This is a genomic window from Mucilaginibacter glaciei, from assembly GCF_014773245.1.
Classification (GTDB): domain Bacteria; phylum Bacteroidota; class Bacteroidia; order Sphingobacteriales; family Sphingobacteriaceae; genus Mucilaginibacter; species Mucilaginibacter glaciei.
On the sequence record NZ_JACWMX010000003.1, the window covers coordinates 441,865 to 456,041 of the forward strand.

The following is a 14,177-nucleotide window of genomic DNA, read 5'->3' on the forward strand; positions in this document are numbered from 1 at the left end:
CAGATTCAAAGTTTAGTGTGATTTGATGTGTTGCTTTGAAAATATTTAATGAAAACGATATTATTTGAAAAGAGGCAGTTTAATAATGTTGCTTTTTAATATTTCAACGTATCATTTTAACTGACGGCATATTGTGATTGATTTTAATAGTTTTGCGAAAATAATAAAAAAAATATAAAATAAGGGTCGTTTGGTTTGCATTATTGCGTAATAATACCTGTTTTAGTGGGTACATTTGCGGGATAATTTTCACTTACAGAGTTTATTCCACTTAGAATTTGAATTACATTTTACTTAATTTTAGTTAAAATGCCCATCCCCTGCAATGTTTTGATAAATGCTGACGACCTTGGTTTAAGCGCCCCGATAAACGAAGCTATAGCGTATTGCTTTGATTTGAAATATATCAACAGCACTTCCCTGCTTACAAATATGCCTGGTTTTGATCATGCTATTGGGCTGATTGCGACGAATGATAATATTAGAAATATTGGTGTCCATATTAATTTTGCCGAGGGGAAACCTTTATCAAGCTTCAAAGAGAAATTATTCTTAAAAGACGATGGCAGTTGGGACACAGCGCTCACCAATAAAAAAACCGGCCGATTATCAGATAGTCAAAAGGAGGCGTTTTTAGCAGAAATTTATGCGCAGATAGATAAAGCCTTACAACACGATGTATACGTTACGCACCTCGATTCACACTATCACCTGCATACTTTACCATGCTTTTACCTGCTTTTTATAAAAGCTGCAACGCGTTATAAGTTGAAGCTGCGGCTCGCGCAAACGTACAGAGAGGGCAGTTGTTTAAAATATTTTTACCGGAAATATATAAATGCCCGCATCATATCCCGGGGCCTTAATTACACAACTTATTTTGAAACAGTTAACGTTTATTTAAGCAATAATGGGGAGCAAGGCAGGTGTGTTGAAGTAATGGTGCACCCCGGTTTTGATAGCGCAGGTAGTCTGACTGATCATTACAATCCGTCATCACTTCTTAATTGGTTAAACTTTGTGAAAACCGGTTTAGCGCATTAATGTGCGCACTTTTACTTATCGCAGTTATTAAATCATAAACTCAATAGGGTAGTAAATTAAGTATTACCGTAATTTATAAGCTAAAATTAAATACTTGCCAATCTACTTTGATGGTTAATTTTATAATTTTAACCTCATATATATTGATGTTAAGCAAACGCATAATAACCGTTAATTTTTAAAACGGTAAGGCTTTAAATTTCGTAGTTTCACATTGTTACTTGAGGCATTTTAGCAGGTACGTCAAAAAGCACTAATAGTTGTATATTTATAAAATGAACTTTTTAACAGGCACAACCCAGCTGATATCACTTTTTTATAAAAATGAATAGATACGAAACGTTAAAATTATTTGACTATTCAATTTTTACCTCGAGTTTAGATGAATTCGAAAATATCAATATCGATGGTAAATGTGTTATCAATACGCTTAATCAGTACTCATACATCATTGCCGAACAAGACGAAACTTTTAAAACGGTGTTGATGCAGTCGGACATGCTTTTACCTGATGGAATTGGTATTGTTGGTGCTGCCAAAATTTTAAAAGGGAAAAAGATCAAAAAAATCGCCGGTGCCGATATGCATAAGCACTTGCTAAAAAAGCTTAGTGCAAGTGGCGGGAGCTGTTTTTATTTAGGGTCGTCTGATGAAACGCTGGAGGGCATCAGGAAACGTTTAGCTGTGGAGTACCCTGCTATCCGGGTGGGCACTCATTCCCCGCCGTTTAAAAATGAGTTTAACGATAGCGACAATGCTATCCTGACAAAAAAAATTAATGCCTTTCTGCCCGATGTGCTGTTTGTTGGCATGACCGCGCCTAAACAGGAAAAATGGGTTTATGTAAATAAAGATCAAATTGATACCAAAGTAATTTGTTCGATAGGCGCCGTTTTTGATTTTTATTCAGGCACTGTTAAAAGGCCCGGTAAATTCTGGATCAACCTGGGCCTCGAGTGGTTTATCCGTTTAGTAAATGAGCCTAACCATTTATGGCGTCGTTACTTGTTGTATGGGCCTGTTTTTGTTTACCTGGTATTTAAAGAAAAGCTTATCCTGCTATCTAACAGAAAAAGATATATAGACGAGGCTCACTAACGCCTGTGTATATTAGTTATTTCATCTATCCGCATTATTCAATGCAAATGTTTTGCAATTTATCACCATCCTTTTTTAACTTATTTCGTGCTATATTACTGTGCAGCTTAACAGCGTTTAAAATACCAGTATCGGCGCAGCACTTTGGCGGTAGCTATACCCAATCAAAACCAATAGTGTTATCCGCCGTGCACAATAAAGTAATAAATCTTTTAAGCATAAGGGGCAACATGGCCGATTGTGTCAGGTTGATCAATTGTAGTAATATAACTATTAAGAATTGCCACTTCTATTCATCGTCGCAAAACGGTGTCAATATCATCAACAGCAAGAATATAACCGTTACTAATTGTTATTTTGAAAATACAGTTTCCGGGGTTTATGCTTATCAGAGCAGCGCAATTAGTGTCATTTATAACCAATTTAAAAATATGCTGGGGCCAATTCCTAAAGGCCAGATGGTGCAGTTCAATGAGGTTTATGGCGGCGGTAACCGTGTAAATTTTAACAGGTGCCAAAATACCCCCGGTATTGGTAACCCCGAGGATGCCATCAATATGTACAAAACTAATGGAACAGCTACCAGCCCGGTGCAGATTCGTAATAATCAGATCCGGGGTGGCGGCACTGGGGCATCGGGCGGGGGCATCATGCTGGGCGATAATGGCGGCTCTTATCAAATGGCCCGCAACAACATATTGGTAAATCCGGGGCAGTATGGAATGGCCATATCCGGTGGAACACACATAAGTATTACAGCGAATAAAATATATGCCAGGCAACAGCCATTTACCAACGTAGGCATCTATGTTTGGAACCAGCACAGTACAGGTTGTGCATTCAATACCGTTAATTACAATCAGGTTAATTATACCAATGCTGCGGGCAAACAAAATAGCGGTTGGGATAAAGGCAACTGCGGGGATGTTATTGAATGGGCTACTAATGTTTGGGCTGCACCCATAAATGATAAATTGCTGCCTGCCAATATCGTTAAGTAACCGTAGCTTTATTATTAATGCTTTATATAAATTTGTGTTGAAACGAAATAGGGTGCATTTGCCGGCAACGGCAGTAAACAAAAGCTATAGTAACTGCTAAATGGTTTCTTTCATAAAAAACAAAGTACAGGGCTTTTGGAATGCAGGGCATGAGCGCACCCTTAAAATAAAAAGGAATATCATTTACACCTTTTTAATAAAGGGCGTCAGCGTACTATTTAGTTTTTTGCTGGTGCCGCTCACGGTGCGTTACTTAGATAGCACCCAATACGGCATCTATATCACTATAGCATCATTGGTGGGTTGGGTAAGTGCCTTCGATATTGGCCTGAGTAACGGGTTACGCAATAAGCTTGCCCATGCCTTAGCGATAGATAACCGCAATGATATGGTGAAGGATATCAGCACTACCTATGCGTTGCTATTTTTAATAGCGTCGATAGCGTTTGCCGTGTGTTTTGCCCTAAGCCTATTTTTTGATCTGAACGCTTTGTTACGTGTGCCGGCCTCCCTAAATGTGAGTATAAGGCCAATATTAATTATTACCCTTGCCGCGTTTTGTATTCAATTTGTTTTGCAGCCCATAAACAGTATTTTAACAGCAACACATCAGCCTTTTAAATCGTCGTTAATATTACTGGTAGGGCAGGTGCTTACTTACGTTTTTACTTATTTGCTTACCGTTTATACGGATAGTAGCTTGTACCTGCTGGTTTTGGTGGTTACAGGTACGCCGGTTTGGGTGCTATTGTTGGCTAATATTTATTTATTTAGCACCAGTCTTAACGGGTTAACGCCAAAGTTTAAGCATATATACCTTGGGCAAGCAAAAAACCTGCTCTATATTGGTGGCGCATTTTTTTTTATACAGATAGGAGCATTGGTGCTTTATGAAACAGATAACATTGTGATAACGCGCTTACTTGGCCCGCAAAATGTCACCACGTTTAATATCCCTTTCAAATACTTTTCGATTGTAACTATCTTATTTACAATTATCATTACCCCATACTGGAGTGCATTTACAGATGCTTACGCACGCAATGATTTTGCCTGGATACAAAACTCCGTCAAAAAAATGCGGTTGCTTTGGCTGGGCTTTGTAGTAATGGCTGTCGGCTTATATTTTTTATCTGGCGTTTTTTACAAATTTTGGATGAAACAGCTGGTTACGATACCCCATGCGCTTTCATTTGCCATTGCGGTTTACACTATTGTACAAACCTGGATGGTGATACACGCCTATCTGCTAAACGGGTTAGGTAAGTTGCGTCTGCAATTAATCATGGTTTTGGCAACAGCAATTATTAACGTACCGCTCTCAATAGTTTTGATCGGGCAAATTGGCTTGCCGGGCACAGTATGGGCCAATACTATTGTGATGCTGGTATTAAGCATTGTTATAACCTGGCAAAGCCATCTTATAATTGATAAAAAGGCTACCGGCATCTGGAATAAATAAGTTTATTTTTATTGGTTTCCACTAATTAATGGCGCTTACCCGGGTGTTAAATATCCTGATACTAAACTCTGGCCATTATCTATCCCAAAAATCCTATCTAAAAAGGAATTCTTAACTTTGTGCCATCTATCGTACTGTTATGAAAAAACTATTGTTGTTTATACCGCTTGTGTGCTTATTATCGTGTAAGCAAAACATCGCTACCGATCCTGAAACGGTCAAATTAAACGCCCTTGCGCGTGATTATGTAACCCTTGGGCTAACCATTGGCCAGTACGATAAGGATTTTGTAGATGCCTATTACGGCCCCGATTCCCTCAAACCTACCAAGCCTGTTCTGGAAGTTTTCCCTAAAGACAGCTTACTGGCATCGGTAAACGAGCTGATGAATAACATGAAAACTGTTGCGGGAAAAGGCACAATAGATTCCAACCGGATGCGGGCCAATTGGATGTACAATCAACTGCTGGCATTTGGCCGCCGCATACGGATCTACTCCGAAGATTACCGTTCTTTCGATGAAGAATCGCGCGAGTTGTTTGGCGTTGCCGCCCCTGTTTTTGCTGAGGAACACTACCAGGCCGAGTTAGATAAATTGGATAGCCTGCTACCTGGTAAAGGTAAAGTGAATGATAGGTTCCAAAAGCTGGCCAATCAGTTTGTTATACCCAAAGAAAAGCTTGACGAGGTAATGAAAGCCGCTATTGCCGAGGCCCGTAAGCGTACATTAGCGCATTATAAACTACCGGCTAAAGAGAATTTTTCGTTGGAGTTTGTTACCAATAAACCCTGGAGTGGCTATAACTGGTATAAAGGCAATTACACCAGTGTAGTTCAAATTAATACAGATACCAAGATATTTATTGATAGGGCAATAGATGTGGGCAGCCATGAAAGCTATCCCGGTCATCACGTATATAATACTTTGCTCGAACAGAAATTATATCACGACAGGGGATATGTAGAGGTTTCCCTCTACCCGCTTTTTAGTCCGCAATCATTAATTGCCGAAGGTAGTGCTAACTACGGTGTAGAGGTAGCATTTCCCGGCGATGAAAAGGTAAAGTTCACCAAAAACGTTTTGTTGCCGCTTACCGGGTTAGATACTACGGGTATTGCCTTATATTTTAAAGCACTTGCTATAAAAGGACAGCTTAACTACGCCCGCAACGATGCCGCCCGCGGCCTGATAAATGAAACCATGACACGTGATAAGGCTCTAACCTGGCTCAAAAAGTATTGCCTCATGAATGACGAGACCGCCGAAAAATCCATCAGCTTTATCAAAAAATACCGCAGCTATGTAATCAATTATAATTACGGCCAGGATCTGGTAAAGGGCTATGTTGAGGGCCAGGGTGGTACAGCAAATGCTGCTGACAAGCGCTGGGAGTTATTTGGCCAATTGCTGAGTAACGAAATTAGCCCTGAAACGCTTCTGAAAAAATAGAGGTTACAGGGCTAATATTTAATTATTATGCGATTTTGGGCAGCCTATCTTAATTTACTGATGATAGTTTTGCTTATTGGGCCACCTTTTATTAAGGTCTGCTCATTGAATTTTGCAAAAATTATATTACCGTTAGGCGCGCCGCGGGCCCAGTCATAAACCATACAAATATCGTCAGTGCTATTTTGAATTACATCCGGATATGAAGATCCCATACGGGCATCTATCAGTAGTTTGTAAGGCCATGTTTTGCCCTGGTCTGTTGATAAAAAGGCTGTCATTTTTTCTCTTGACGTACTATTATTTAATATCAAAAGCAAATTCCCTGATTTTAACCTGCCAAAATATACGCGGCCTGCAGCAGTTGCGCCTACATCTTTAAAAAGGCTTTGTGTAGACCATGTGTTGCCGCCATCGGTACTTCTTGATATTACTGTACCACTAACCTCTGACCTTGATAAACAAACCATATTGTTTGCATCAAGGCTCACTACAGACGGCTCGTCAAATGTGCGTACAAAGTTTGTTGGCACCTTCGCAAATTTATTAGGCGGTAGCATTTGCTTTGTTGCGGGGTTGTAGCCACTTTTATATAATAGTATACCATTAATATCGGTTAGTGTAGGTGTTACCTGATAGCCACTCAATGTTGTGCCTGTAACATTCCAACCCTCTACAGGCATTAACATTTGTGAGCTATCTGCTTCTAAAGGAATTGGCTTAGTATTCATTACCCCATGAAATAAGAATTCCGGTTTGGTGATAACTAACTTGTCTTTGACCGTTTTGATCCGGACACTCCAGGCGCCCCCCTTTGAGCCATCCCAAAAGCCTTCAGATCCGGTCCATGAAAGGTGCAACGCTCCATATTTATCATTCCAAAAAAGCGGATCAAATGTTCTGCCGGTTGGGGTTGCATACGCAATTGCCATTCTAAACTCTGTCCAGGTTTCACCCATATCTTCACTGGTAGTCACCATTATATAGCCTCCCGGGGTTTCTCCGGTGCCCGATGCCATAAATGCCGCATACAGGCGGCCTTTGTATATACCTATAGAGGGGCATCCCTGCCAACCACGGCCAATATTATTTATGTTTAAATTATCATAATCATAGTAAAATTTAGTCTTACTTGCAGTGTCGGCCCCTATTTGCTGGAAAATATTAAAAGACGTATCCTTTTTGATGATGTCATCAACAGTTGTTTCTGTTTTGACAGGTGTGGGCGTTTTAGGATAAATTGCATCATCTTTTTTTAAGCAAGAAGTTAGGCCTAATATTATTAACGAAAAAGAAAATACACATACTTTGTTAAGTAAATTTTTTGCCATAGTTTATTAGTATAGTAATAGTTAATAGGGGATTGTTTTTACATTTCCAAGCCCTTAAATTATATATTTTGTAACAAAGTTGTTATTTAATTTGTTATTTATTCTAATACAGAGTATTATTTTGATTTTTTAATAAATCAGGAATTTAAAATGACTTTGAAAATATTCAACGAACTTATTCAGCAAAGCGATCTTTTTTTCGGAATAATTTGGCGAACATGTTAACAGGATTAATAACCTTCAAAAGTGGGTTGGACATAAAAAAAGGTAGCCTGCAATACGCAGGCTACCCTAACTAACTTATCTTTATTATAACTATCCGCAAATGTCTTTTAAATATCAATAGGCTTGCAGGGTGTAATTAGCTTTTATCCAAGGCTTTTTTAGGGTGAAAAAAGGTTCGATATTTATTGTATCTATATTTATAAATAATCACTTTAGTTAACCCTAATTAGATTTTCTATGACATTGAAAAATGTGCTTTTTGTGTTAGCCGCCGGGGCCATTTGTTTAGCCTCGTGCCAATCCAAAACTGCCGAAATTAAAACTGCCGGAATAAATTTCGATAACGATACTTTGAGCTATCAAAGAGCTAAAGCTTACGTAAAAAATTACGAAAAGCATGCTGGTACGGTAGATTCGGTGGTAAACGGTGCTATTGGCAACAAGGTGGTTAAAAAGCCTGACACGCGCGCGATATGGTTTAGTGCCGATAGATTAGAAGCCTTGCTGGCCAAGATCCGTAAGGAAAACGGTGACGGGATCCGGTTTTACCTCGCTACTTATGATACGGTTTACAAAGAAAGCCTGACCGCGCACATCCCTCCCAAAAAATATTGGGGGTATAATACCCTGGTTATGGTATCTACCAGAGATAGCCTTGGGGGTAAATTCCATCAGGACTATTACGGCCCCGCAAAGGCAAATGGTATGGGTGGGGGTTTCATAATAGGTGCCACGCCAGAAAACCGTGGTGAAATATGCCCGCCGCCGCGTGATTGCAATACGATTGGTGCTACACTTGCCCCATAACTAAATGCTTTATATTACCTACAATACGGCATCAGCATTTATTTGCTTTTTGATGGCCCTTGTTTTTTTGTTTAACGACAAAGATGCGGCCTGGAGGCTTATGATATTGTTTTTGCTGGCTTCGTTAGCTACCGAAGTGCTGGGCATATTTATGCGCCATGCTGTACACTCCAACCTTGGTGTGTACAATATTTATGTGGTTATCGAATGTGGGTTCACCAGTTTCTTTTTTTATCACTTGTACGGTAATTATAGTGGTAAGTTGAAGTGGCTGCTGGCCTGGCTGGCATTTTTTCTGGTCATGTACATTGCCGAGTTACTATATAACAATTTTGCCGATTTCGTATTTATTTCGGCCACCATTATGTCGGTTGTGTTTGTGCTGGCCAGCCTGCTGTATTATTTCCTTAAAATGCAGGACGATCATTTTGAACCACTACTATCATCCGGCCCGTTTTGGTGGGTAAGCGGTGCTTTGTTCTTTTATTTTGGCAGTACGGCCTGTAACCTTTTCTTTGATTATTTAAAAGATCATGATACCGCAATTTATAGCCGGTCGGTTAGGTATGTGGTGTTTGTTGCGTTAAACATTGTACTATATACGTGTTGGTCTTATTCATTTATATGCAGGTATCGACAACAGAGATCGTCTTCTTACTAGGGTTAGGCTCGCTCATTTTTTTAATTGCGCCACTGTTCCTGGTCATGTATGTTTTATTATATAACCGGAACAAGAAAAAGCACGCTGAAGAAAAAATGGCCATGCAGGTAAGTTATGAAACCGAACTGCTTAAAACTCAAATGGAAGTACAGGAGCAGACTTTTAAAACAATCGCCTATAACCTGCATGATAACATTGGCCAGCTACTTAGCCTCATGACCATTACCTTAAGTTCGGTAAATGTAAATGATACTGCCCGCACAGCCGAAAAGATAGCCACAGTAGAGGATCTGACCAAGCGCTCTATGAAAGAGGTAAAGGCATTGTCGCGCTTGCTGCAAGGCGATGAACTGCTTGGCAAAGGGCTCACTACGGCGATTGAAGCCGAACTTGATTTTTTACAGCGCAGCGATCGTTATAAAATAAGTTTTACCAGGTTTGCAGATATTGTTTTTGACGACAGCAGTAAGGCAATCATCGTTTTCAGGCTGTTTCAGGAAATTGTTAATAATATCATTCAACACGCCCGGGCAACCGAGATCTTTGTTACTTTAGAGCAGGTATCCGGCATGTATAAGATCATTATGCGCGATAACGGCATTGGCTTTAATGTTGATGAAAAAATTTCTTCTAAAACAGGTATGGGGCTGCTAAATATTACTAAACGTGCAGCGCTGATAAAGGGTACAGCATATATCAGTTCAATTCCCGATCAGGGTACCGTGATCATTTTAAACATCCCAATTGCCCAATAATAATGGAAACCGAAAAAATTATCATAGCTATTGTTGATGACCATACCCTGTTCAGGCAGGGGCTGGCGCACTTACTAACTGAATCCGGCGAGGTAGAGGTGGTTTTTGATGCCGGCAACGGTATCGACCTGATGAAAAAGATTGCCCTGCACCCTTTGCCCGAGGTTATCCTGATGGATATCAATATGCCTGAGATGGACGGTTACCAAACTACCAAGTGGGTAAAGGAGAACTATCCGGAAATTAAGGTGCTGGCATTGAGTATGTTTGATGAAGATCAGCCTATTATAAAGATGCTGAAAAATGGTGCAGGGGGTTACATGCTCAAAGAATCGAAGGCGGTTGAGCTGGTTAACGCGATCAGGCAAATTGCCCGAAGTAACTTTTTTATCAACGAGCTGGTTTCAGAGAAACTGATCCGTAATATCCAGCGCGATACACAACCCCAAAAGTCACCAGCTATTTCGCTGAATACCAATGAGTTAAAGTTTTTGGAACTATGCTGCTCCGATCTAACCTATAAACAAATAGCTGATCTGATGCACCTAAGCTCGCACACCATCGACAACTACCGGGAATCGCTTTTCCAGAAGTTTGAAACTAAATCGCGTACGGGATTGGTGATTGCCGCCCTAAAGAACGAATTGATCAAATTGTAATGGCGTGTCAGCCTTTTGTATATTTTAGCATACAAGCAAGGCAGAAAATAGCGCGATAAATCTCTAATTATCTCTAATTTTCTCTGTTTTTCAACGATATTTCTGCCGGTTTAAAGCAATTGAATTTACCCCCGGGTTTTGGCACTGTTATTAGTACTAATGAAGTAACTAAAATACTAATCTCAGCAATATGAAAACTTCTATCAAAACCATCGTAATGTTAAAAGCAATCGACCTTGAATTAAAAAGAATCATTGACGCAGACCTTCAAAAATTTAAAGCCGGACAACAGCGCAAAAAGAACCTTGCCTTTGTACAAATGTTAATGGCTGCATAATACTGTTCCGCTTAAAACGGAACACAGCGGAACGCAGTTTCTAAAAACGGAACGCTTACCGGAACACCCGACCGGAACGCTTTTAAATAAAAAAATTTACTAATGCTGTTATTAAAGAAAATTCTGTATATTTACAGATATTATCTTTAAAGCATGGATGGTGAATTTTATAAAGGTGTTACTTTTTATCGGCCCGATATCATAAACGATATCCGGGTCGAAGTTCAAAAATCAAATACTCGTCTCAAAAAACACGGTTTAAGCCCTGTTATTTTTACCGAGAAAGACAAAACGCAATTATTCGTTTTACGCAAAGCGCGTGATTGGATGGCAAGGGAGCATAACAATCCCCAGCCACGTAAACTCTTAGGCGATTTGTGGACGGAGGGTGAACTCTGTATACTCTTTGCAGATACCAATCTGGGCAAATCTATCCTTGCCGTGCAAATTGGTAATAGCCTCACAACCGATCAAAGCGTCGGCCCTTTTGCCAATCAATTACCTGCATTAACCCCTGTGTTATATATCGACTTCGAGTTAGGAGCAAAGCAGTTTCAAAGCCGCTATACGGATAACCTGCATGGTAATTTCGCATTTGGTGAAAGCTTTCACCGGGCCGAATTTAACCCCTTCGCCAATAACCCTGCATTATTCGATAATTACAATGATCAGTTGATCGCCTCCTTAGAAACGGCGATCAATAAAAGCAAAGCTAAAGTACTTATCATAGATAACCTTACCTACATGCGCAACGGTACCGAGCGCGCTAAGGATGCACTGCCATTGATGAAACAATTAAAGGCATTAAAAACTAAACACAAGTTGTCGGTTTTATGCCTGGCCCACACCCCTAAACGTAATAACGCCAAACCCATTACTGTAAACGATTTACAGGGCAGTAAAATGATTATCAATTTCTGCGACAGCGCCTTTGCCATTGGCCAAAGCTTTACCACGCCCGGCGGCCGCTACATTAAGCAGATCAAACAACGGAGTAACAGCCAGGTATATGGCAGCGATAATGTTTGCCTTTGCCACATTGTTAAAGAAATGAATGACCTCCGTTTTGAATTTGACGGCTTTGCCCATGAGGCCGACCACCTGCAGCAACCCCGCGACCGTAACCAGCTTAAACAGCAGGCCATTGAACTACAACAGCAGGGGCACAGCTATCGCCAAATTAGCCAACAGCTAAACATTGGGTTGGCTACCGTTAACAGATTTTTGGCTTAAAGCGTTTAATTAAATTGCTAATTATCACCGGCTGCCGCGTAGCAGAGAGGGTCGACGGACGAAGTCTCGTCGGGTGAGTTGAGTCGGCGAAAGGATATTCGAATCATACCAATGCTGGCGCAAACGTGCCGAGTGTGTCTATACACATAACTTTTGCCGTTATCCGTATGGATAAGCCCCTCCACCTCAATGTCATTACGTTAAGGAAATGACTGGAAACTAAATCCAACAAGCCGAATCTTCGGTTTGTTGGATTTAAAAGTTTTAATGGTCTACACCGACCATATCCCAGCACATCAGGAAAGAGTGTTCTAAATACTCGTCTCTTTTATTGGGGTGCAATATTAAAAAATCTATCGTGCTGTAAAGGACGGTGCTAAATATCTTAATGAGAAACTCAATAGGTATGTCTTTTATTTGCATGTTCTTAATGGCCGCTTTCCACCAATCCAATAATGATGTCCAAGTATCATCCTGTGCCATTAATTCTTTACCATAATATGGAGAATTTACAAACTGCTGCATGTACCGAAATTCATCCTGATGATTTAATGACCATTCAATCAGGTTATACCACATCAGCTTTAAATCTTCTCTTACATTATTCTCATTCCGGCAGTTCATTGTTTGCGCTATAAAACTGCGTTTAGCAGTTTTATATGCTGTAATAATAATATCGTCCTTGCTGCTAAAATGATGAAACATTGTACCTGTCGCCACTCCGGCAATTTTTGATATACCTGCTGTAGAGACCTTACTGAACCCGTTGGCTACAACAAGCTTAACAGCGGCGGCAATTACTTTTTCCTTTTTCGTTGGTTCCGCAATATTCATAAGGGCTCAAAGTTAATTAAACGAAGCTAAGGTAATTAGGATAAAGTACGATCTGCCTTGGTATACTCCAGTATCCAACCCGGATACTCAGCAGGTAGCTTGCTGATCTCATCCAGTTGTTTCAATTCGTCATTAGTAAAATTTACATTTGCCGCATCTAAGTTATCACTCAACTGCTCCGGCTTTTTAGCACCTACAATAATACTCGTTACAACAGGCTGGTGTAACAACCAGGCTAAAGAAAGTTGAGCTACAGTAACACCCTTTGATTCAGCCATCGGATGTAGTAAATCCAATATATCGAAAGCCCGGTCACGGTTTACCGGAGGGAAATTAACCGTATTTCTTCTCCCGGAATCTGTTTCTCCGGAACGAGAGTACTTTCCGCTTAACAAGCCACCTGCAAGCGGACTCCAAACCATTAAGCCAACTTTCTGAGCTTGCAATAAAGGAACAAGTTCGCGTTCCAGATCTCTTCCAGCAATTGTATAATACGCTTGCAATGAAATGAATTTTTCAACATTGTTATACTTAGAATAAGTTAAAGCTTGCGACAATAGCCAGGCAGGTACATTACTTGCGCCTATATAACGTACTTTTCCGCTTCTGACCAGGTCATCCATTACACGTAAAGTTTCTTCGATGGGTGTAAGGGCATCATAGGAATGCATCTGATAGAGATCAATGTAATCTGTACCCAAACGTTTCAGACTGGCATCTACCTGCTGCATGAGGTGCTTGCGTGAGAGGCCTTTGTCATTGGGGCCGGTACCCATGCCCGACCTCGCTTTCGTAGCGAGTATCAAAGAATCCCGCTGGATGCCCAAATCTTTGATCGCTTGCCCGGTGATTTCCTCTGAGCGCCCCGCGGCATAAACGTTTGCTGTATCAATAAAGTTGATACCCGCCTCGACAGCCTGTTTTAATAAAGCGTTAGCTTGTTCTTGATCCAAACCGCCCAGTTCTTTATAAACCACATGATCTCCGAATGTCATCGTTCCGAGACAAAATTGTGATACCAATAAGCCGGTATCCCCTAACATTTTAAATTTCATATTTTATACATTTTAATACCGACAGATTAGTCGGTCTGCAAATGTATTACTTAATTTGTTAGAAAAAAACAGACAATGAATAGAAATATCAAAATAATTTCTGAAATAAAAAGTTTCATAAAATTATCCTCAACTCAATCCCAAGTCGTACAAACAAGCTAAAAACCCCTGCTAAATAGGGGCTTTTCACCCTGATAGGTCTGTCTGCTTTTCATTTTCTTTACA

At 40.3% G+C, this 14,177-nt stretch carries 14 protein-coding genes and 1 pseudogene; 12 read left to right on the forward strand and 3 right to left on the reverse strand.

Annotation, left to right across the window (positions count from 1 at the left end; translation table 11 throughout):
* Positions 1 to 309: 309 nt before the first annotated feature.
* The 6 genes and pseudogenes from IDJ76_RS09530 to IDJ76_RS09550 all read left to right on the forward strand — a co-directional run bounded on the left by IDJ76_RS09530 (position 310) and on the right by IDJ76_RS09550 (position 6,055).
* Positions 310 to 1,044 (forward strand): ChbG/HpnK family deacetylase, encoded by a 735-nt coding sequence (locus IDJ76_RS09530; protein WP_191163068.1) that lies wholly within the window; start codon positions 310 to 312, stop codon positions 1,042 to 1,044.
* Between the two features lie 324 nt (positions 1,045 to 1,368).
* Positions 1,369 to 2,142 (forward strand): WecB/TagA/CpsF family glycosyltransferase, encoded by a 774-nt coding sequence (locus IDJ76_RS09535; protein ID WP_191163069.1) that lies wholly within the window; start codon positions 1,369 to 1,371, stop codon positions 2,140 to 2,142.
* A gap of 47 nt (positions 2,143 to 2,189) precedes the next feature.
* A pseudogene (locus IDJ76_RS21210) lies at positions 2,190 to 2,573 on the forward strand (right-handed parallel beta-helix repeat-containing protein); the annotation flags it as partial.
* The gene (locus IDJ76_RS21215; RefSeq protein ID WP_262892216.1) at positions 2,574 to 3,143 is read left to right on the forward strand and encodes a hypothetical protein; all 570 of its coding nucleotides are present in this window, start codon (positions 2,574 to 2,576) and stop codon (positions 3,141 to 3,143) included.
* Positions 3,144 to 3,243: 100 nt separating this feature from the next.
* Positions 3,244 to 4,605, forward strand: a complete 1,362-nt coding sequence (locus IDJ76_RS09545) for an oligosaccharide flippase family protein (protein WP_191163071.1) — start codon at positions 3,244 to 3,246, stop codon at positions 4,603 to 4,605.
* Positions 4,606 to 4,744: 139 nt separating this feature from the next.
* On the forward strand, positions 4,745 to 6,055 hold the full coding sequence (locus IDJ76_RS09550) for a hypothetical protein (protein WP_191163072.1): 1,311 nt from the start codon (positions 4,745 to 4,747) through the stop codon (positions 6,053 to 6,055).
* A 44-nt stretch (positions 6,056 to 6,099) separates the two neighbouring features.
* On the opposite strand, the gene IDJ76_RS09555 is transcribed toward IDJ76_RS09550, so the two are convergent.
* On the reverse strand, positions 6,100 to 7,386 hold the full coding sequence (locus IDJ76_RS09555) for a sialidase family protein (protein ID WP_191163073.1): 1,287 nt from the start codon (positions 7,384 to 7,386) through the stop codon (positions 6,100 to 6,102).
* Between the two features lie 462 nt (positions 7,387 to 7,848).
* Between IDJ76_RS09555 and IDJ76_RS09560 the strand changes: the two genes are divergently transcribed.
* The 6 genes from IDJ76_RS09560 (at position 7,849) to IDJ76_RS09585 (ending at position 12,063) form a co-directional block, all read left to right on the forward strand.
* A complete protein-coding gene (locus tag IDJ76_RS09560) occupies positions 7,849 to 8,418 on the forward strand; it encodes a hypothetical protein (protein ID WP_191163074.1) in 570 nt (189 codons plus the stop codon).
* A 4-nt stretch (positions 8,419 to 8,422) separates the two neighbouring features.
* Positions 8,423 to 9,079 (forward strand): hypothetical protein, encoded by a 657-nt coding sequence (locus tag IDJ76_RS09565; protein ID WP_191163075.1) that lies wholly within the window; start codon positions 8,423 to 8,425, stop codon positions 9,077 to 9,079.
* 44 nt (positions 9,080 to 9,123) lie between these two features.
* Complete coding sequence (locus IDJ76_RS09570) at positions 9,124 to 9,834, forward strand: sensor histidine kinase (protein WP_191163076.1); 711 nt, start codon at positions 9,124 to 9,126, stop codon at positions 9,832 to 9,834.
* A 2-nt stretch (positions 9,835 to 9,836) separates the two neighbouring features.
* Positions 9,837 to 10,493 carry a response regulator transcription factor gene (locus IDJ76_RS09575; RefSeq protein ID WP_191163077.1) on the forward strand — a complete coding sequence of 219 codons (657 nt, stop codon included), beginning with the start codon at positions 9,837 to 9,839 and terminating at the stop codon, positions 10,491 to 10,493.
* A gap of 190 nt (positions 10,494 to 10,683) precedes the next feature.
* Positions 10,684 to 10,830 (forward strand): hypothetical protein, encoded by a 147-nt coding sequence (locus IDJ76_RS09580; RefSeq protein ID WP_191163078.1) that lies wholly within the window; start codon positions 10,684 to 10,686, stop codon positions 10,828 to 10,830.
* 153 nt (positions 10,831 to 10,983) lie between these two features.
* Complete coding sequence (locus IDJ76_RS09585) at positions 10,984 to 12,063, forward strand: AAA family ATPase (protein ID WP_191163079.1); 1,080 nt, start codon at positions 10,984 to 10,986, stop codon at positions 12,061 to 12,063.
* 264 nt (positions 12,064 to 12,327) lie between these two features.
* Here the strand turns inward: IDJ76_RS09585 and IDJ76_RS09590 are convergent, their stop codons facing one another.
* Both IDJ76_RS09590 and IDJ76_RS09595 read right to left on the reverse strand, forming a co-directional pair.
* Entirely contained in the window at positions 12,328 to 12,897 is a 570-nt protein-coding gene (locus tag IDJ76_RS09590; protein ID WP_191163080.1) for a TetR/AcrR family transcriptional regulator, read from the reverse strand.
* Between the two features lie 35 nt (positions 12,898 to 12,932).
* Complete coding sequence (locus IDJ76_RS09595) at positions 12,933 to 13,952, reverse strand: aldo/keto reductase (protein WP_191163081.1); 1,020 nt, start codon at positions 13,950 to 13,952, stop codon at positions 12,933 to 12,935.
* Positions 13,953 to 14,177 lie beyond the last annotated feature (225 nt).